13 protein-coding genes and 4 pseudogenes are annotated in these 19,312 nt (G+C 59.0%); 15 read left to right on the top strand and 2 right to left on the bottom strand.

What is annotated here, in order from left to right:
* Nucleotide 1 precedes the first annotated feature (1 nt).
* Both BLT00_RS01820 and BLT00_RS01825 read left to right on the top strand, forming a co-directional pair.
* A complete protein-coding gene (locus BLT00_RS01820) occupies nucleotides 2-1,681 on the top strand; it encodes an arylsulfatase (protein ID WP_092142452.1) in 1,680 nt (559 codons plus the stop codon).
* A gap of 47 nt (nucleotides 1,682-1,728) precedes the next feature.
* Nucleotides 1,729-2,760: a formylglycine-generating enzyme family protein gene (locus tag BLT00_RS01825; RefSeq protein ID WP_092142747.1), complete on the top strand. Its 1,032-nt coding sequence runs from the start codon at nucleotides 1,729-1,731 to the stop codon at nucleotides 2,758-2,760.
* A gap of 231 nt (nucleotides 2,761-2,991) precedes the next feature.
* Here BLT00_RS01825 and BLT00_RS01830 read toward each other — a convergent pair whose 3' ends face one another.
* The gene (locus tag BLT00_RS01830) at nucleotides 2,992-3,816 is read right to left on the bottom strand and encodes an AraC family transcriptional regulator (protein ID WP_092142449.1); all 825 of its coding nucleotides are present in this window, start codon (nucleotides 3,814-3,816) and stop codon (nucleotides 2,992-2,994) included.
* A 179-nt stretch (nucleotides 3,817-3,995) separates the two neighbouring features.
* On the opposite strand from BLT00_RS01830, the gene BLT00_RS01835 reads away from it, so the two are divergent.
* The 9 genes and pseudogenes from BLT00_RS01835 to BLT00_RS32400 all read left to right on the top strand — a co-directional run.
* Nucleotides 3,996-6,005 carry an FUSC family protein gene (locus BLT00_RS01835; RefSeq protein WP_256572741.1) on the top strand — a complete coding sequence of 670 codons (2,010 nt, stop codon included), beginning with the start codon at nucleotides 3,996-3,998 and terminating at the stop codon, nucleotides 6,003-6,005.
* Nucleotides 5,995-6,204 carry a DUF1656 domain-containing protein gene (locus BLT00_RS01840; RefSeq protein ID WP_092142443.1) on the top strand — a complete coding sequence of 70 codons (210 nt, stop codon included), beginning with the start codon at nucleotides 5,995-5,997 and terminating at the stop codon, nucleotides 6,202-6,204. The genes BLT00_RS01835 and BLT00_RS01840 overlap by 11 nt, the downstream gene beginning before the upstream one ends.
* A 2-nt stretch (nucleotides 6,205-6,206) precedes the next feature.
* On the top strand, nucleotides 6,207-7,121 hold the full coding sequence (locus BLT00_RS01845; RefSeq protein WP_092142440.1) for an efflux RND transporter periplasmic adaptor subunit: 915 nt from the start codon (nucleotides 6,207-6,209) through the stop codon (nucleotides 7,119-7,121).
* A 280-nt stretch (nucleotides 7,122-7,401) separates the two neighbouring features.
* A complete protein-coding gene (locus tag BLT00_RS01850; protein WP_092142437.1) occupies nucleotides 7,402-8,178 on the top strand; it encodes an EAL domain-containing protein in 777 nt (258 codons plus the stop codon).
* A gap of 9 nt (nucleotides 8,179-8,187) precedes the next feature.
* Nucleotides 8,188-8,499 (top strand): annotated as a pseudogene (locus BLT00_RS01855) (AAA family ATPase); the annotation flags it as partial.
* Nucleotides 8,500-8,882: 383 nt separating this feature from the next.
* Nucleotides 8,883-10,055 (top strand): ABC transporter substrate-binding protein, encoded by a 1,173-nt coding sequence (locus BLT00_RS01860; RefSeq protein WP_092142434.1) that lies wholly within the window; start codon nucleotides 8,883-8,885, stop codon nucleotides 10,053-10,055.
* A 1,294-nt stretch (nucleotides 10,056-11,349) separates the two neighbouring features.
* Nucleotides 11,350-12,399 (top strand): annotated as a pseudogene (locus BLT00_RS32390) (sensor histidine kinase); the annotation flags it as partial.
* Between the two features lie 210 nt (nucleotides 12,400-12,609).
* A pseudogene (locus BLT00_RS32395) lies at nucleotides 12,610-12,945 on the top strand (response regulator transcription factor); the annotation flags it as partial.
* A 519-nt stretch (nucleotides 12,946-13,464) separates the two neighbouring features.
* Nucleotides 13,465-13,806, top strand: a pseudogene (locus BLT00_RS32400) (ATP-binding protein); the annotation flags it as partial.
* Between the two features lie 25 nt (nucleotides 13,807-13,831).
* Here the strand turns inward: BLT00_RS32400 and BLT00_RS01870 are convergent.
* Nucleotides 13,832-14,341: an Lrp/AsnC family transcriptional regulator gene (locus BLT00_RS01870; RefSeq protein ID WP_063321819.1), complete on the bottom strand. Its 510-nt coding sequence runs from the start codon at nucleotides 14,339-14,341 to the stop codon at nucleotides 13,832-13,834.
* A gap of 199 nt (nucleotides 14,342-14,540) precedes the next feature.
* Here BLT00_RS01870 and BLT00_RS01875 point away from each other — a divergent pair, with 199 nt between their 5' ends.
* The 4 genes from BLT00_RS01875 to mdeB all read left to right on the top strand — a co-directional run bounded on the left by BLT00_RS01875 (nucleotide 14,541) and on the right by mdeB (nucleotide 19,302).
* Nucleotides 14,541-15,557 (top strand): 1-aminocyclopropane-1-carboxylate deaminase, encoded by a 1,017-nt coding sequence (locus tag BLT00_RS01875; RefSeq protein ID WP_072405082.1) that lies wholly within the window; start codon nucleotides 14,541-14,543, stop codon nucleotides 15,555-15,557.
* Between the two features lie 124 nt (nucleotides 15,558-15,681).
* Nucleotides 15,682-16,140 carry a transketolase gene (locus BLT00_RS01880; RefSeq protein ID WP_092142428.1) on the top strand — a complete coding sequence of 153 codons (459 nt, stop codon included), beginning with the start codon at nucleotides 15,682-15,684 and terminating at the stop codon, nucleotides 16,138-16,140.
* A 46-nt stretch (nucleotides 16,141-16,186) separates the two neighbouring features.
* Complete coding sequence (locus BLT00_RS01885; RefSeq protein ID WP_092142425.1) at nucleotides 16,187-16,609, top strand: hypothetical protein; 423 nt, start codon at nucleotides 16,187-16,189, stop codon at nucleotides 16,607-16,609.
* Nucleotides 16,606-19,302 carry an alpha-ketoglutarate dehydrogenase gene (gene mdeB, locus BLT00_RS01890; protein ID WP_092142422.1) on the top strand — a complete coding sequence of 899 codons (2,697 nt, stop codon included), beginning with the start codon at nucleotides 16,606-16,608 and terminating at the stop codon, nucleotides 19,300-19,302. The genes BLT00_RS01885 and mdeB overlap by 4 nt, the downstream gene beginning before the upstream one ends.
* Nucleotides 19,303-19,312 lie beyond the last annotated feature (10 nt).

The raw sequence follows: 19,312 nt of genomic DNA on the forward strand, positions 1-19,312 counted from the left end.
AATGAAAAAAAACTTGAACTGGCTCGCCTCTAGTGCCTTGCTCGTTGTGGCGTGTCTTGTCCCCCAGGCCTTCGCAGCCTCAGCGAAACCCAATATTTTGTTAATTGTTGCCGATGACTTGGGGTATTCAGATCTAGGAGCATTTGGCGGGGAAATTGACACCCCGAATCTGGATGAACTGAGTAAGCACGGTACCTTGCTTCAATCGCTTTACGTTGCCCCCACCTGTTCGCCGACCCGCTCCATGTTGATGTCGGGGACCGACAATCATCTCGCAGGTGTCGGTAATATGGCGGAAATGATGACGCCTCACCTCACACCTGAGCAGATGGGCAAGCCTGGCTACGAGGGTTATCTAAACCAGCGCGTAGCGGCCCTGCCAGAGTTGATGAAGGATGCTGGCTACCAGACCTTCATGGTCGGAAAATGGCACTTGGGTGGCGCTGATGGACTGCGTCCACAGCAGCGTGGGTTCGATAAGTCATATGTCCTTATGGGGGGTGGGGCCGCTCATTTTAAGCAAACGGCACCTATGCAAATAGCGTCAGACGCCCCGGAACCCGTCTACAGGGAGAATGACATCAAGGTAGAGTTGCCAGCGGACTTTTACTCGTCGACCAACTTTACGAACAAGTTGATTGAGTACGTCGATGCTGGCCTGGGAGAAAAAAAGCCCTTCTTTGCCTATGCGGCCTACACCGCCGCGCATTTACCTTCCCAGGCTCCCGACGCCTATCTGCGGAAATATCGGGGACGTTATGACCAAGGTTACGAAGTGACCGCGGCACGCAGAATCGAAAAACTCAAATCTCTTGGCCTGGTCGACGCAAAAGCTACACCAGTTCCGATGCCCAAGGGGGTAAAGCCATGGTCTGCACTCAGTGTCGAAGAGAAAGAATACTCGGCACGGACAATGGAAGCCTACGCAGCAATGGTCGATGCTTTTGACCATGAGATCGGCAGACTTATCAATCACCTCAAGGACAAAGGGCTTTATGACAACACCTTGATCGTGTTCTTGTCCGATAATGGACCAGAAGGTAATGATTGGAGCAAAGATGTTGAAAATGATCAATGGATCCCCAAACACTTTGACGTCTCGTTAAACAATATTGGACGTCCAAACTCTTTCGCTTATGAGGGACCCGCCTGGGGGCAAGTCAGCGCCCAACCATTCAGAATGTTCAAGGCCTATACCAATGAAGGGGGTGTTCGTTCTGCATCGTTCATGCGTCTTCCATTCAATGACAACCCTCAACGCACCGACGCCGTGGTGACTGCCATGGACGTCATGCCAACGATACTTGATGTGGCAGGTATCAAACATCCCGGTACGCAATACCAAGGCAAAACCGTTGAGCCGATGAAGGGGGCGAGTGCTTTATCCATGCTCCAAGGTAAAAGCCACGCAGTGCATGATTCCACCTATACCGTCGGCATTGAATTGATGGGGCGTAATGCTATCCGCAAGGGCAACTGGAAAATCGTTTACTCCTTTGATGATGGCAAGGGTACTTGGGCGCTGTACGACCTGGCGACCGACCGCGGTGAGTTACACGATCTTTCCAGTAAGCACCCAGACAAGTTGAATGAGCTGCTGACTGAGTGGGCGCAGTATGTGCGGCAGAACAATGTCATCAGTACGGGGCGTGATACAACCTACCCACGTCGTGACTATTGATACAGAGGGCCTCCCACGTGGAGAGGCCCCATTGATGAGTTATGAAAATGAATGACTACAGGCGTGCTCTGATAGCCGGGGTATTATTGAGCGTGATGGTGACCATTGATGATGTCAGTGCCGAACCTGTTTATTCATCTTTGGGAGACGTATCATCTTGCAAGCAGTATTCAGGCTTACCGCCCAAGGATGTGCCTATAGAACAGGTATGGGTGCCGGGGGGCACCTTTACTATGGGTTCCAATACGCACTATCCCGAAGAAGCGCAAGAGCGGAACGTTACGGTGGATGGGTTTTGGATTGATCGGCATGAAGTGACGAATGCGCAATTCCGAGCGTTCGTTGAGGCGACGGGATACAAGACACTGGCTGAGCGGGGGTTAGACCCTAAAGTATTTCCCGGTTTGCCCGATCAGATGTACCGTCCTGGATCAACAGTGTTCGAACCCCCTCGCGATCTGCAGGTCATCAACCTTCAGTGGTGGCACTTTATAGAAGGAGCGGATTGGCAACATCCTAGCGGTCCAGGCAGCTCCATCGACAACATGGATAATCATCCCGTTGTACAAATAGCCTTTGAAGATGCTCAGGCTTACGCGAAGTGGATGAACCGTGCATTACCGACCGAAGCTCAATTTGAGTACGCGGCTAAAGGTGCAAGCAGTACAACCTACCCCTGGGGCAAGAGTCTTCATTTGGACGGGAAGGAGATGGCCAATACCTGGACCGGCGTGTTTCCATTTCAGAATACCGCCACTGATGGTTTCATCGCGACAGCGCCTGTTGGCTGTTTTCCTCAGAATGCCTACCATCTTTTTGATATGGTGGGTAATGTTTGGGAGTGGGTAATGGATGACTGGACGCCTTATCACTCCATCGAGGAAGAGCCTCATCCAGAAATTGATCTTGAGGATTCACTCAGCGTCCAAGCGCGAACGCTTCTGCTGGGTACAATCAAAGGGGGATCCTTTCTTTGTTCACCCTCGTACTGCAAACGCTACCGTCCGAGTGCGCGACATGCTCAGGATCGAACCATGGGAACTAACCATATTGGCTTTCGCACGGTGAGCCTTCCTTGAAGACCTGAACGTGATTTGTTGAATGGTTTAGTTGACTTAATTAATGCCAGGGTTCGCAATCTTAGTTGCAGTCAGCTAGGGCCCAATGAACCCGTTAGAGGCGAGCCATTGATGGCAAGCACAGCGTTCGCGGCTGAGTAGGTAATTGGCGTAAATTACCTCGTGTTTCACCTCCATGCCTCGCAACTGCCCCCCAACTGTGGTCTCCAGGCGATTTCGAAGTCATGAATTTCAGTTATTCGGTATTCGTTTTGGAGCCGACGGCAATTGCGCCCCACGTTGAGCAAAATACTGTGCGGGCGTGCTCCCCAGGGCCTTTTTGAACATTGTGATAAAGGCGTTGACCGAGTTGTAGCCCAGCTCGGTTGCAACGTTCTGCACCTTCGCACCACTGGCCAATTCTCGCAGTGCAACAACAAGGTGCAACTGTTGCCGCCAGCGTCCAAACGTAAGGCCCGTCTCACGAATCATCAATCGAGACAGCGACCTGTCGCTCATCGCCACGCGTTTGGCCCATTCGGCTGACGTAGTGCGGTCGGAAGGGTCGAGCGTCAGTGCATCTGCTATCGCATGAATCTTTGGATGGCTGGAGATGGGTAGGTTGAAGCGCTCACGCGGCATTTCGACCAATTCGTCGAGGATCACTCTCGCAAGCCTGGCGGTATGGCCAACTGAAGGATAATCGGCAGGCTCCTGTGCTAGCCGGTCAATCATTTCCCGGATCATTGGGGAGATGGACAGCGTGCAGCAACCCTCGGGTAGCTTCGCCGCTCCGGGGTTCACGAAAAGATAATTGAGCCGAGCATTCGCTGTCGCCCGTGCGCTATGCGGCACGCCGCCCGGAATCCAGACGCCGCAGTAGGGCGGTACGATCCAGATCTCGTTGTCCGCAGTACAAGTGACCGCCCCGTGCAGCGCGAGGATCAGTTGGCCCTTGCGATGCACATGTGTCGGCACTTCCGCTTGGTGATCTGCAAAGTCGAGCTGCCGGGCCACCGCCGGCCGGTCCGTGAGGTCAGGGTCGAAGACGGAAACGGCTGATCGCGTGAGCGGCATACAATTGGCAGTTTTTAGGGATATTTTGGAAGAATACTGAATTTATTTGCGTTTGCAACGCCGCAATAATAGTTCGCATGAACATACTATCCGCTGTGAACAAACCACCAGGGAGCGCCGGCGTCGGCATAGCGCACGTGATGGTGTCCCTCCTGCAAACCCCTGCAATGAGGGCCGACGTGGATGCGTTGCTGTTTTCGGCGAAGAGCTTTGCCGCAGCGATGTTGGCCTACTATGTTTCGCTGCGTATAGGACTTGCCAATCCTTACTGGGCAATAGTGACCGTCTACATTGTCTCGCAAACCTCTGCTGGGGCGTCGCTCAGTCGCGGTGTCTATCGCTTCGTGGGAACCCTCGTCGGGGCGGCGGCAACGGTGGCAATCATTCCGAATTTCGTGAATGACCCTATCGTATGCAGCGTGGTGCTCGCCTGCTGGATCGGCCTGTGTCTTTATTTCTCGCTGCTTGATCGCACGCCAAGGGCCTATGCTTTCGTCCTTGCTGGTTATACCGCGAGCCTGATCGGATTTCCCAGCGTCCTCGATCCAGGCGCGGTGTTTGATACAGCCTCCGTGCGGGTCCAGGAAATCTCCATCGGAATACTGTGTGCCGTTCTAGTGCATCGCTACATCCTGCCCAAACGTATGACGGGTCAGTTCATCAGCAAGCTGTTGGCAGCGCTGCGGGACGCCCGTCGGCTGGCAACTGACGCCTTGAAGGGAACGCTGAGCGAGAATCGTTGCGACTGGACCCAGCTCGCGGCGGATCTTCTTGCCCTTCAGGGGCTTGCATCGCACCTGCCCTATGAACCGGCCCCTGCGCCGCGGCACGAGTCGGTACAACTGATCCATGACCGGCTGGCGCGATTGCTTGCGCTCGCTGCGGAGATTGAGGACCGGATCCATTCCCTGGGTATGGGAGGCTACAACTCGCCCGATGAACTGGTCGCTTTGCTCGATGATATCGCGACGTGGATTCCAGCTGTCGAGGCGGCAGACCGGGAGGACGTCGCAATGTGTTTAATCGCCCGCGCGCGGGCGATCAACAAACGTTGCGGTGTAGGCGCCGCAACGTCTGGCGCCAGGCTCGCCGCTAATCTCGCCGGTTATCTTGGCGAAATGATCGGCCTGCTCCAAGACTGCGACAACCTGGGGCGCCACATCGTGACTGCCGAGCAATCACACGAGGCGACAGTGCTTCATTGGCCCAAGTCCGCGAAGGGCTACATCTATCACCGCGATCGCTGGATGGCGGGCCGGGCCGCGTTGGGTGCCATCGTCGGCATCCTGATCAGTTGCGCTTTCTGGATCTGGTCGGCCTGGCCCGAGGGCGGGACGGCCGTATCCATTTTCGGCGTATGTTGCACGCTGTTCGGGAATGTCGATGAGCCAGTCCCTAACGTCATCAAATATATGCTCGGCTCGATCTATGGGGCGGTCATCAGCTTTGCCTACAGCTTCGTCATTCTTCCTCAGGTCACGGACTTCGTTCTCCTTGTTATGGTGCTGGCACCGGCGTTCCTGTTCGCGGGGTCCCTGCAAGCGCGTCCGCCGACGACGCTCATGGCGCTCGGTATCACCCTGACCATTCCGATCCTTTCGGGGCTGCGCGCCACCTACGCCGGCGACTTCGCGGCATCCCTCAATACCGTTGTTGCACTCTTCGCGGCGGTCGGATTCGGGGCGGTCAGCATGACCTTGTTCCAGAGCGTCCCGGTCGACGCGGCGATCAGTCGGCTGCTTCGATTGAGTCGCAGGGGCGTCAGCCGTCGAGCGCTGGGTGATGTACCCGATGACCGGTATTGGACGAACCTTTTGATCGATCGCACGGCGCTGCTGCTACCAAGGCTACGGGTGTCCAACAAAGGCTATCCAGATGTTCTCGACGATACCCTGCACCATCTGCGTGTCGGCCACGCTGTTGGATCGCTGCGCAAGATGATCCCGCAGGTCGACGGCGACATTGCCGAAAAACTGGGTGAAATGCTTTTCGCGATCGCGGCACGCTTCAGCGCCAGAGACCTTAAGGATCATGTTGACCCGATCGGTTTTGACCAGCGTATCGAGACCTTGCAGGTGATGATCGCTGACAGCTCGATCAACGACCGCTCGCGGATCGCCGAGCTGCTCATGGACCTTGGTTTTGCACTAGGTCCCCGTCATACGGCGAGCGCGCCTCATGATCGTTGATCTCGACGTCGGTGGCGTCCTCATCCCCGGTTTACTGGCGCTGGTATTCGTCGCTATTTTTGCCACCGTCGCGATGATCCGCGTTCTCTGCGTGGTGGGCATCTACCGCCTATTCGCTCGCCGGCCGCTCGTCGAACTCGCCATTTTCGCGCTCATCTACGGTCTGCTCGTGCAGCACCTGCCATCAATCGGACGCTAATCTTGAAGCCAGTTCTATCCTTGCTCAGCCGCTATGCCCTGACTCTTTGCCTCGTTGCTGGCGCCACGCTCATTGCGCTGGGGGCGTGGAACCATCACGAGCGAACGCCCTGGACTCGCGACGGGCGAGTGAGCGCGGATGTCGTGCAAATCGCACCGGAAGTCTCCGGCACTGTCAGTGCCGTCCCGATTGTTGATAACCAGTATGTTCATCGGGGTGACGTTCTGTATGTGATCGACCCGCAGCGGTACCGGCTCGCCTTGGCGGCGGCCGAAGCCGACGTCGAAGCCAAGCGTCAGGATAGGCTCGTTCGCCAAGCGGCGGCGCGGCGGCGCGGCCAACTCCGCGATATCGTGTCCCAAGAAGATGTTCAGCAAACAGGAGGCGCGGCCGCAGTGGCGGGCGCCACCTATCAAGCAGCGCTAGCGGCTCTGGACCTCGCCAAACTCAATCTCGCCCGCTCTACGATCCGCTCGCCGGTCGATGGCTATGTCACTAATCTGAGGTTGCGCCCGGGTGACTATGCGACGGCCGGTTCGGCAACGGTTGCTGTCCTCGACGCGGCGAGTTTCTGGGTTACTGGTTATTTCGAGGAGACGAAGATCCGGCAGATCCGCGTCGGCAAGCCGGCGCGGATCATGCTGATGGGCTTTGCTCAGCCTGTGTCGGGGCATGTCGAAAGCATCGGACGGGGTATCGAGAACAGTAACGATTCGCCTGGTCATCTCGGCCTGCCAAATGTGGCGGCGACATTTAGCTGGGTGCGTCTTGCGCAGCGGATCCCGGTTCGCATCCATATCGATAGAGTGCCAGCAGGCGTTGAATTGGCCGCAGGCATGACAGCGAGTGTTGAGATCATCCCGTCAGCTCGGCATCCAGTGTCGATTCCTTCGCAGGCCTCAAGGCAGCTTGACTGATCCCTGACATCAAGAGAGAAACGTTGTGCGGATTGCGGAAGTTTCTGTACATCTACATCAGCAAGACACAAATCCAATCCGACCCGCCGCACCTCCTTACCGTAAAGCTGCATTGAGCATTCGAGATCAGCAGTGCCTGATGCAGGTCGCACCGATCAAGGTGAGCGGTGGGGCCGGCCGATAGTGTTTCAGAAACTTCGGCCCGCGCCGACTCAGGTGGTGTCGGCTACAGTTCCTTGTAACCACAGGAATGTATCACGACCGCCACGGAATATTGATCATGACGAAACGCCCTCCGTTCCAATCGCTTGGCTGCGCCGAATGCCGCAACCACGAGGCGTTGGGGTTTGATTTCACTATGGCCTTCCAGCCTATTTTCAACGTCCGGACACACGCTGCGTTTGCTTATGAGGCATTGGTCAGAGGCGTCAATGGCGAATCGGCTGGCCACATCCTGGGGCTCGTGAACGACAGCAACCGCTACCGATTCGACCAGGCCTGCCGGGTGAAAGCCATCGAGGAAGCCGCAAGGCTGGGCCTGTTGGAGATTCCCGATTGCTTGCTGAGCATCAATTTCCTGCCCAACGCCGTATACCGGCCGGAGACATGTATCCGGGCCACCCTGGAAGCAGCACGCCTGACCCATTTTCCGCCAGAGAGGCTCATGTTCGAAGTGACCGAAGGCGAGAAGGTGGTAGACCCTGAGCACCTCAAGTCGATTTTCGTGGAGTACGAGCGCCAAGGTTTCATGACCGCCGTCGACGATTTTGGCGCGGGCTATTCGGGCCTTAACCTGCTGGCCATGTTCCAACCGCAGGTGCTGAAGATTGACATGGCACTGACCCGAGGCATCGATCAAGATTCGGTCAAACAAGCGATCGTCGAAGGCATCATCCTGGTCGCCAGGCGCTTGGATATCCTGGTCATCGCCGAAGGTGTCGAGACGCGTGAAGAAAGCTCGACGCTTCTAGGCATGGGGATCGAGCTCATGCAGGGATATTTGTATGCAAGGCCCGAGGTCGGTCATCTCCCGGCTGGATGCTTTGACTTGGGTTGATGTGTGCAGCGGATCCGGGATGTCCTGGGGCCGCTGGTCATCGACATGCTCTCGACGGGGGCTCCCGTGGTTCTCGATTTTCCTGCCAACACTCCAGCAGATCGTCATTGGCTACGCAGCCTGGCTGACGCTGCGAAAGTCCCTCACCGTGTTCACTACGTTGAGGTGGACGACGACACCTGCCGTCGCAGGCTGCACCGCAGGAATGCCCGTGCCGAGCATGACTTCGCAGCCACTGATGCTGAATTCGACCTGATCACGAGCTACTTTCGTGCACCCGACCAAGCGGAAGGGCTGGATGTTGTCATACACCGAGTTTGATCTGTTGAACATGTCGGGGCATTAAAGGTGGGTTTGCAGCTCGCGAAATACAGGGCATCGAATCCATAGGTTCGCTGCGGCAGGCGTGCTTCACGATGCCATCCACTTATCCAAGAAATCCGTGAGTATGTCTGTGGATAACCGAGCAGATGCCCGATAGGCAGGGCGTTTTAACGGGCGCTCAAAAAATGTACAGGCAGGTTGGCATCACCCTTCTGCCATAGGTCATTCAATCCTGCTAAACGTGAACTGCGCTGTGAGGCACTCAGTTGGCTGAAATCCCTCCATGGCCGCGCGCGAAGCGGGCACGTTGAGACTATGCTCATTGCCACTGCAGGCAATGTACTGTTTTCACTGGTCACCCACTAAGGAAAGGAGTCTGTATGTGTCTGATTATTCGTGCCTGGTTCTATTATCTGAATGGTCGAATGCGCAGTCTGGTAACGCGTGTCCATCGGCGTATTTCGAACACTCACCAAATCTTCTGGCGCTTGGCCGGCTGCGTGACTGGGCTGGCGCTGGTTGCTGTCAATCCAGCCCACGCCGCCGACGGTGGTATCGCCGGCGGCCCTACCGCGAGCTATAGCATTGCCTTCAGCAACTCCTACGCGGGCAGCGATTTCCGCAAGGTGATGGTGCGCAACTGGCAGGAGATTGCGGTCCAGGCGCAAAAGGATGGCTTGATCCGCGAGGCTCCGGTGGTCAGTGCCAATAACTCGGCCTCGGAACAAGCGGCCCATATCCAGGACATGATCGTCAAGGGTGCCAACGCCATCGTCATCCTGGCCGCGTCCGACACGGCCCTCAACGGCGTGATCCGCGATGCTTGCAACGCTGGCATCGTGGTAGTGGTCATGGCCAGCCTGGTCACCGAACCTTGCGTCTATACCGTGGACTATAACTGGTCCGCCATGGGGCGCGTGGAAATGGACTATATCGCCGGGCGCCTCAAGGGGAACGGAACGCTGCTGGAGATTCGCGGCATTGCCGGCGATGCCACCGATAAAAACATCAGCGACGGCATCCGCAAGGCCGCTAGCGACTATCCGGGCCTGAAGTTCGCCAAGACGGTATACGGGAACTGGACAGCTTCTGTCGCACGCAAGGAGGTGGCGTTGGCGCTGCCGTCGCTGCCCAGCATTGATGCCGTCGCGACTCAGGGGGGCGACGGTTATGGCGCGGCCATGGCCTTCAAGGCGGCGGGACGCCCTCTGCCAATCATCGTGATGGGGAACCGTCAGGACGAACTCGCCCTGTGGAAACAGGAGCGCGATGCCAATGGCTACGAGACCGTCTCTGTCTCCGCTTCCCCGAGCGTCTCCCAGGTGGGTTTCTGGGTGGCCCAGCAGATTCTGGCGGGCAAGCAGGTGCCGAAGTTCGTCGAAGTGCCGCTGGTGCGTATCGATGGGAAAGACCTGGACGCCTGGCTCGCCACGATGCCGGTGGGCGGCGCCGCCAATCCTTCCTATGACCAGGCTTCCGTTGCGGCGATGATTGACGCGGCCATCAGCAATACGGCGCCGCCGACGCCTTTGCCGGAGGTGACGAAGCAGTAGTGACAGGCGTGGAGCGGGGAGGCGAGGCGCCATGTTGACATTCAAATCCTCCACGGACAGGCCCATTGCCGTCAGGATTGGCCTGGCGGTCGCCGCGCTGGTGTTCCTGATGCTGGTGGTATCGCTCGTGAACCTCTATGGCCTGCGAGGCATGGTGCGTGCGGTGGATTCCGCCAGCCATTCCGCGGAAATTCTGGCCTCGGTCAACGGGGCCACCGGGCGGGTGGAAAACTTCATCGCCACCCGCGACCAGGAAAGCCTGTCCCAGGCCGAAGGTATGGTGGCGACGGCGATCGCCGGCCTCACCGCCATTCCGGTGGCAGAGGCGCAATCGCTCAAGGGCAGTCTGGAAAGGCTCGCCGCGGCAATCGCCGCCTTGCGGGGGGCGACCCTGACCATGGATGGCGAAACGGAGAACATGACAGCCCACTACGGGCGGATGCGAGAGGCGACGATCCTCGTCGAACAGGGCATCGCTGATGGGATGAAGGGGCTTGAGTCCCGCACCGCTGCGCACGAGGCGCGGGTGAGCAACATCGAAAGCGCCCATCGCATCCTGGATATCCTGCGCAACGGCGAACGGATCATCACCGCCAACGTGGCCAGGATGCTGGTGACCGGTGACGGGACGGCTGCCACCGCGGCACGGAACGCCAGCGCGGCACTCCGGCCCGTGGTCGAACAATTGCGCGAGTTGATGGGGGCACCGCAGGAGAGAGAGGCCCTGGACCAGTTGGCCACGGCGCTCGACGCTGCCGGCGTGGCGGTCGAGCATCTTGGCGAAGCACCCAAGCTCCGGGGAGGCGAGGCTTTGCGGTATCTCGCCGCCGTCGGGGATACGGTCGAGCGCCTCGAGACAATGTTGGAGGAAGTGCAAGGGCATGTTGACCATGACGCCAGCGACATTCAGGCAGCAACCGGTTTACTGCGAAATGCCGCCGCGTTGTCCAAGCGTTTCGCCGAGCGTGTGGCCACCCTGGAGGCGCAGACCTTGTCGTTTCGCCTGTCACCGTCGGCCGAGGTCGCTGGCTCTGTCGGCCTCATCCTGGACGAGCTCTCCCGGCTCGCTCGGGTTCTCCCTGCGTCTGTGGGGTTGCAAGCCAAGACGGCGCCCTTGACAGTCAGCGAACAGATCGCCGGCTACCGGGCGGCGTTCGCCAGGTTCCATCAGGCGAGCAACGCCTTGGGCGACGCGCGCGACCAGGTTCGCAACGAGGCACGCAGCGCCGGACTGTTAGTAGCGCGCTTCGCTGGTCAAGCGCGCTCCGACGCCTTGGTCCACAATGATCGCGGCATGCTTGCGACGATCGTTGCGGGTACCGTCGCCATCCTGCTGGCCGGCGCCATCGCCTGGAGCACATCGCGATTTGTCGCGCAGCCCATCGTGGCCCTGGCCTCGGTCATGCGCCGGCTTGCGGCTGGCGACCTGAACGCCGAGATCGCCAGCGCCGAACGCGGCGACGAGATTGGCATCATGACCCGCGCCGTACGGGTGTTCCAGGAGAATGCCCTGCGCATCCGGGTGTTGGAGGCCGAGGCCGAAGCCGAACGACAGCAAGTCCAGGCCTCTTTGGAGAGAATGGTCGCTGAACGGACCGACGCGCTGCACCACCAGACCGAGGTGCTGGAGGCGCAGGCCATCGAACTCATTCAGGCGCGCAACCAGGCCGAGACGGCTAACCAGGCAAAGAGCGATTTCGTGGCCACGGTCAGCCACGAACTGCGCACCCCCCTGACCCTCATTCTCGCTCCGTTGGAGCAACTCAGGGCGGCGACCACCCCGCCGGCGGACTGGCATGTGCAAGTCGACCGCGCCCAACGCAACGCGCTGCGCTTGATGAACCGAGTGAACGACATCCTCGATTTCTCCAAGGCCGAAGCGGGCAAGTTCGAGTTGTGTCCGATGCCCGTGGACTTGAACAAGACAGTGGGTGTGCTGGCCGAGGATGCCGCCATGGTGGCTGAGGGCAAAGGCTGCACCTTGACCTGCAGCATTGATCCCGCGCTCGGCACGGTGTTCCTGGACCCACGGCACTTCGAGAAGATTCTCCTCAACCTGGTGAGCAATGCCATCAAGTTCACGCCCGCTGGCGGCACCGTGCACGTGGCAGTGACCGCGATTGATGGCGAGCGATTCGAGCTCGCGGTGCAAGACTCGGGGATTGGCATTGCGCCTGACAAACTGCCGTTGCTGTTCCAGCGTTTTTCCCAGATCGACAATTCCGCCACGCGCCATTACAGCGGCACCGGCATCGGTCTGGCCCTGGTCAAGGATCTGGTCAAATTGATGGGGGGCGAAGTCGGCGTCAATAGCGAGCCCGGACGGGGTTCGTGCTTCTTTGTTCGACTTCCGCTGGGGGCCGAGCAAGACACTGTACCGGGCGAAACCAGCCATATGCACGAGCGATCGTCACTGAACACAGCAAGCACAACCGAGCAGCGCCACCTGCATTTCGACGACGGCCGCCATGGCAGTCGCAATGACCGGGCGCCGATGGAAGACGCGGTCGAGCAGCACTCGGAACACGCCTTGCGATCCAAAGTGCTCGTGGTAGACGACAGCCCGGAAATGCTTAGCTATCTGCGCGAGCTGTTGTGCGACGACTACAGCGTCGCCACCGCAACTGATGGAGAGCAGGCCTGGGCACTCCTGCAGCGTCGGCCCATCGATGTCGTCGTCTCGGATGTGATGATGCCGAAGCTCGACGGCTTTGGCTTGACGGCCAGAATCAAGGCCAGCGCCGGTTTCGCCCATTTGCCCGTGATCCTGGTGACCGCTCGCGGCGGTAGCGAGGCTTGCGTCTCCGGGCTGGAGAGTGGCGCCGATGACTATATCGCCAAACCCTTCTCGCCGTTGGAGCTCAAGGCTCGCGTACGCGCGGCGCTACGCATGGGCCAGGTGCAAACCGAACTGAATGCTAAATCTCGTCAGGCGGGCATGGCCGAAATCGCCACGACTGTGCTGCACAACGTCGGCAACGTCCTCAACAGCGTGAACGTATCGGCAGAACTGGTCAGCAGCCAGATGCGCACCTCCAAAGCCCAGGGGCTGGGCAAGGTGGCTCAACTGCTGAGCGAACACGTCCATGACCTGAGCGATTTTCTCACTAGGGACCACAAAGGGAAGATGCTGCCCGACTACCTGCTCAGGTTGGCGAAAGTGGTGACGGAGGAGCAACAGGGCATCATCGAAGAACTTGGGCAACTCACCAAGGGCATTGACCACATCAAAACCATTGTCGCTGCCCAGCAGTCCTATGCCGTCGCCGTCAGTATTGTCGAGACAGTGCCGGTCGCAGAGTTAATCGACGATGCCTTGCGCATGAGTGCTGGATTACTGGCGCGCCAGGAGGTGACGATGGTCAAGAACATTGCCGACTTGCCCCTGCTGGCGCTGGATCGGCACCGGGTGCTGCTGATTCTGGTGAACCTGATCGGCAATGCCAAGCAGGCGTTGGACGGCGTGATCGATCGCAGCCCATGCGTCACGTTCAGCGTGTCCCTCGTTGACGGGGCAGTATTGCGTATCACGGTGGCCGACAACGGCAATGGGATTGCGCCTGAGCACCTGAAGCGTATTTTTACCCATGGCTTCACGACGCGCAAAGACGGTCACGGTTTTGGCCTGCACAGCTGCGCGCTGGCCGCGCAGGAAATGGGTGGCAGCTTGACCGTGCACAGCGACGGGGTTGGACAGGGCGCAACCTTTACCCTCGATATTCCTCTTGATGCTTCGCTGAGTAAGCAATGAAGAGCTGCCCAGCCTGACTGGCGCCTCAAAGGGGAATGTGGGTGGTCGACAAGACCTGGCGCAACCCCATGAACGAGCGAATCTGGCGAACCCCGGGCAGGTAAAGCAGTTGCTCCGCGTGGAGCCGGTTGAAGCTGTTGCTGTCCTTGGTTCGTATCAACATGAAGTAGTCGAACTCCCCGGTCACCACATGGCATTCCATGCAGCCGGACACTTTTTGCGCGGCCGCCTCGAATGCGGCGAAGGACTCCGGTGTGGAACGGTCCAGCACCACGCCGATCAAGACCACCATCCCCGCATCCAGCGCTTCATTGTCCAGCAGTGCGACGATGTGCTTGATCAGGCCGGCCTGCTTGAGCCGTTCGACGCGTCGCAGGCAGGCTGGCGCGCTCAGTTTGACCTTCTCTGCCAGCGCCACATTGGAGATGGAGGCATCTCGCTGCAGGGCCTTGAGAATGGCGCGGTCGGTTCGATCCAGCGGCTGCGGCGTCGAGGCTGTTTCGGTCGGCTTCTTGCGAGTGTTTATTGCGCTCATATGTATTTCTACGCAGTAAAAGTATGTTTGATGGTTTTTGCTGAAAATTATGTTTCTTTAATTGCTAATAATTTGCAATACATATTTTTCGATTTCTTCTTAGTATTGAACTCATCGAAGCCCCCGTGGAAGAGCCTGGAATGCAGCCCTTTGCTTCTCGGCCTGGCGCTTGGATATTCAATAATCGAGGAGCAGAGTCATGAACCTGAATCGTTTTAAACGTTATCCGTTGACCTTCGGTCCTTCTCCCATCACGCCCTTGAAGCGTCTCAGTGAACACCTGGGTGGCAAGGTCGAGCTGTATGCCAAGCGTGAAGATTGCAACAGTGGCCTGGCTTTCGGAGGGAACAAGACCCGCAAGCTCGAGTACCTGATTCCCGAAGCGATCGAGCAAGGCTGCGATACGCTGGTCTCCATCGGCGGCATCCAGTCGAACCAGACCCGCCAGGTCGCTGCCGTCGCTGCCCACTTGGGCATGAAGTGCGTGCTGGTGCAGGAAAACTGGGTGAACTATTCCGACGCGGTGTATGACCGGGTGGGCAACATCGAGATGTCGCGCATCATGGGGGCTGACGTTCGACTGGACGCGGCAGGTTTCGATATTGGTATCCGGCCAAGTTGGGAAAAGGCCATGAGCGATGTCGTGGAGCAGGGTGGCAAGCCGTTCCCGATCCCGGCGGGTTGTTCCGAGCATCCCTATGGCGGCCTCGGGTTCGTCGGCTTTGCCGAGGAAGTGCGCGAGCAGGAAAAACAACTGGGGTTCAAGTTCGACTACATCGTGGTCTGTTCCGTGACCGGCAGTACCCAGGCCGGCATGGTCGTCGGTTTCGCCGCGGACGGCCGTTCGAAGAAGGTGATCGGCATCGACGCTTCGGCCAAGCCAGAGAAAACCAAGGCCCAGATTCTGCGTATCGCCCGGCATACCGCGGAACTGGTGGAGTTGGGCCGCGAAATTACCGAAGAGGACGTGGTGCTCGATACGCGGTTTGCCTATCCGGAATACGGTTTGCCTAACGACGGCACGCTGGAAGCGATTCGCCTGTGCGGCAGCCTGGAAGGTGTGCTGACCGATCCGGTGTACGAAGGAAAATCCATGCACGGGATGATTGAAATGGTCCGCCGTGGCGAGTTCCCCGAAGGCTCGAAAGTGCTTTACGCGCACTTGGGCGGGGCGCCGGCGCTGAATGCCTACAGCTTCCTGTTCCGCAACGGCTGATTCACGCCATTGACCTGTAGGCGAGCGCTTGCTCACGAGGCGGTGGCTTAGTCGGCATCAATGTTGAATGTCAGGATCGCCGCTCGGAGCAAGCCGCTGCAACCCAACCGCCGGGAGTACCGCCATGCATGGGATATCGCAATCCGCAGTCTGGATCAAGGAGCCTTCGGCGGATGCCGGAGTGGTCATCGTGACCAGCGCCGCGTTACCCAAATACATGATCGACAAGCTGCACGTGACGATAGATGACTGGGACCAGGTGGCTTATCTGGCCGTCACGCAATCCGAGGCGTTGTTGGTCGACTGGTTGCGGGTCGGGTCCAGTCCGGAGCCGTCTACCGGGGACGACGCGTGTTATGCCCGCCAACTGTTGCGCTGCGTCCCACACGGCAGCTTTTTACTGGAAGTCGGTACGGTGCCTGGCCTGACCTGGCTGGGATCCGTCTGCGGCCATCCGCTGCGCGTCCTCGAACTGGGAACGATAGCCTCATCCACTGCGGCGATGGATCGACAGGTGGAAGAAGTGTTATCGGCGACCCGGAGCCTGGCCAAAAGCGTGCTGCAGGCGCGTGGCGTCATTTAACCCAGTCCTCGTCAATTCGCCAGTTGAAACCAGAAAGGCAACGCTTATGAGCCGAACCGCCGAGGGTCGTATCCATGCAATGAAGTGGATGCGCGAGCCTTCCAGTTGTACGCGTATCGTGGTCATCGTGAGCGGACTCGATAGCGACCATATCGCTTTGATCCATCAGGGGTTCAGCTGTTTTGACAATGTTGCGCTGATCCATGTCGATACGGTGAATACCGTGAATGGCAAGCTGGTTGGCGTGCAAGTGGCCAAGAGTGACTACTGTTTTGTGGTGCTCGGTGAACTGGATGAGCGCTTCTTGCACGACCTTTCCATTGATCAGCCATGCCTCTATCCGGTCGCACCGGACGAGGCGGGCGAACGCTCCGTCATTGCGGCGGTAGAACAGGTAAAACGCCTCGCCCGAGTGAGCCACTCGCGCCACCTTGAAGCGATACCCGACACCAGCAGGAGTTGCCTATGAACCTGTCCAATCCCCATGCCCAGTGGCCGGCCCGGGCTGTCGAGGATGAAGAAATGGCCGAGTGGCGTGAGGCCTTGCTGTCGGTCGCCGCCCACGGCGGCACGGGCCGGGCCAAACAGATCCTCGACATGCTGCTGGCCGTGGCAAGCACTTCGGACATCGGCTGGCGACCCAGCCATGGTACCCCTTACATCAATACCATCAGCGTTGAGCAGCAACCGGCGTTTCCCGGGGATCTGGCCATGGAGGAGCGTCTGGCATCGATCATGCGCTGGAATGCCCTGGCGATGGTTGCCCGGGCCAATCACGCCTATGGCGAATTGGGCGGACACATCGCCAGTTATGCCAGTGCGGCGGATTTGTTTGAAGTGGGCTTCAATCACTTCTTCAAGGCGCGCACCCCAACCGGCGGCGGTGATCTGGTGTTCTACCAACCTCACTCGGCGCCAGGCGTCTATGCCCGGGCGTTCCTCGAGGGACGCCTGGAAGAAAAGGATCTGCAGCACTATCGACAAGAGATCGGCGCACGCGCCAATGACGCCCGGGGGTTGTCGAGTTATCCGCATCCCTGGTTGATGCCGGACTTCTGGCAGTTCCCGACGGGCTCCATGGGGATCGGTCCGATCAGCTCGATCTACCAGGCGCGTTTCATGCGGTACCTGGAGCACCGCGGCCTGCAAAAGACCTCGGGGAGAACTGTCTGGGGCGTGTTTGGGGACGGTGAAATGGATGAGCCGGAAAGCATGTCGGCGCTGACCCTGGCGGCGCGCGAAGGGCTGGATAACCTGGTCTGGGTGGTCAACTGCAACCTCCAGCGCCTGGACGGCCCGGTGCGTGGCAACGGTCGCATCATCGACGAGCTCGAGGCGTTGTTCGGCGGTGCGGGCTGGAACGTGATCAAGCTGGTCTGGGGTTCCGACTGGGACAGGTTGTTCGCCCGGGATAAGGATGGCGCATTGGTCCGGGCCTTGTCGGCTACGGTCGATGGCCAGTTCCAGACGTTCGCGGCCAAGGATGGGCGCTTCAACCGTGAGCATTTCTTCGGCCAGGACGAAGCCCTGGCGGATTTGGCCGAAGGCCTGACCGACGAGCAGATCGACCGCCTCAAACGCGGTGGTCATGACCTGGTGAAGATCTTTGCCGCGTATCAAAGCGCAATGCTCGAGGGCAAGAAACCGACGGTCATCCTGGCCCAGACCAAGAAGGGCTTCGGCATGGGTGACGCCGGGCAGGGCAAGATGACCGTGCACCAGCAGAAGAAACTCGACAGTGAGGCGTTGATCGCGTTCCGCAACCGTTTCAACCTGCCATTGACCGATGAACAGGCCACCTCGCTGAGCTTCTTCAAGCCGAGCGACGACAGCGCGGAAATGCGTTATCTGCATGCACGGCGCCGGGCATTGGGCGGCTACATGCCTGCTCGATCTTCGGCCTGCGCGTCATTGGCCGTGCCCGACGTAAACAGCTACGCCGGGTTTGCCATCGCCGCCCAAGGCAAGGAAATGTCCACCACCATGGCCTTCGTGCGGATGCTCAGCGGCTTGCTCCGGGACAAGCAACTGGGGCCGCGCATCGTGCCGATCGTGGCGGATGAAGCGCGTACCTTCGGCATGGCCAGCCTGTTCAAGCAGATCGGCATCTACTCCAGCGTGGGGCAGCGTTACGAGCCGGAGGACATCGGTTCGATCCTCAGTTATCGGGAAGCCCTGGACGGCCAGATTCTCGAAGAGGGCATCAGCGAGGCGGGGGCGATCAGTTCCTGGGTCGCCGCCGCGACCAGCTATTCGGTGCATGGCTTGCCGATGCTGCCGTTCTACATCTACTACTCGATGTTCGGCTTCCAGCGCATCGGCGACCTGATCTGGGCGGCGGCGGATCAACGGGCTCGTGGTTTTCTGCTGGGCGCTACCGCGGGGCGGACAACCCTGGGGGGCGAAGGCTTGCAGCACCAGGACGGTAACAGTCACGTGATGGCGTCGATGGTGCCCAACTGTCGCGCCTATGATCCCGCGTTCGCGGGTGAATTCGCGGTGATCCTGGATCACGGCATGCGCCAGATGCTGGAGCGCCAGGTCGACGAGTTTTACTACGTCACCTTGATGAACGAGAACTACCCGCAGCCCAACCTTCCTGAAGGTGTCGAACAGGCCATTATCCAGGGCATGTATCTGTTTGCCCGGCATGAAGTCGAGGATGCGCGTGGGCGTGTTCAGTTATTGGGTTCCGGCGCCATCCTGCGCGAAGTGATTGCCGCCGCCGAGTTGCTGGCGAGCGATTGGGGTATCGACAGTCAGGTCTGGAGCGTGACCAGCTTCACCGAGTTGGCCCGGGATGCGCGTGAAGTGGAGCGCTGGAATCGCCTGCACCCCGGACAACCTGCCAAATGCAGTCATGTTCAGGAATGCCTCCACGACTCGACGCCGATCATTGCCTGTACCGATTACGTGCGCGCCTTGCCCCAGTTGATCGCCAGTTATCTCGATGGCCATTACACCGTACTCGGCACCGACGGGTTTGGCCGCAGCGATACCCGCAGCCAACTGCGCAGGTTCTTCGAAGTGGACCGCCACCAGATCGTCCTGAGTGCGCTGACCTCGCTGGTGCATGAGGGGCGTCTGGACGCCAGTGTCTGTGCCGAGGCTATTGAACGCTACGCCATTGACGTTGACGCAGTGGCCCCATGGGACGCTTGAAACCGGGCCA

The sequence above is a fragment of the Pseudomonas sp. NFACC51 genome (assembly GCF_900103575.1).
Taxonomy (GTDB): Bacteria; Pseudomonadota; Gammaproteobacteria; order Pseudomonadales; family Pseudomonadaceae; genus Aquipseudomonas; species Aquipseudomonas fluorescens_Q.

Coding starts and splice junctions, on each gene's coding strand:
- BLT00_RS01875 (WP_072405082.1), top strand. CDS start 14,541: ATGAACCTGAATCGTTTTAAACGTTATCCGTTGACCTTCGGTCCTTCT.
- BLT00_RS01850 (WP_092142437.1), top strand. CDS start 7,402: ATGACGAAACGCCCTCCGTTCCAATCGCTTGGCTGCGCCGAATGCCGC.
- BLT00_RS01840 (WP_092142443.1), top strand. CDS start 5,995: ATGATCGTTGATCTCGACGTCGGTGGCGTCCTCATCCCCGGTTTACTG.
- BLT00_RS01870 (WP_063321819.1), bottom strand. CDS start 14,341: ATGAGCGCAATAAACACTCGCAAGAAGCCGACCGAAACAGCCTCGACG.
- mdeB (WP_092142422.1), top strand. CDS start 16,606: ATGAACCTGTCCAATCCCCATGCCCAGTGGCCGGCCCGGGCTGTCGAG.
- BLT00_RS01860 (WP_092142434.1), top strand. CDS start 8,883: ATGTGTCTGATTATTCGTGCCTGGTTCTATTATCTGAATGGTCGAATG.
- BLT00_RS01825 (WP_092142747.1), top strand. CDS start 1,729: ATGAATGACTACAGGCGTGCTCTGATAGCCGGGGTATTATTGAGCGTG.
- BLT00_RS01885 (WP_092142425.1), top strand. CDS start 16,187: ATGAGCCGAACCGCCGAGGGTCGTATCCATGCAATGAAGTGGATGCGC.
- BLT00_RS01830 (WP_092142449.1), bottom strand. CDS start 3,816: ATGCCGCTCACGCGATCAGCCGTTTCCGTCTTCGACCCTGACCTCACG.
- BLT00_RS01880 (WP_092142428.1), top strand. CDS start 15,682: ATGCATGGGATATCGCAATCCGCAGTCTGGATCAAGGAGCCTTCGGCG.
- BLT00_RS01820 (WP_092142452.1), top strand. CDS start 2: ATGAAAAAAAACTTGAACTGGCTCGCCTCTAGTGCCTTGCTCGTTGTG.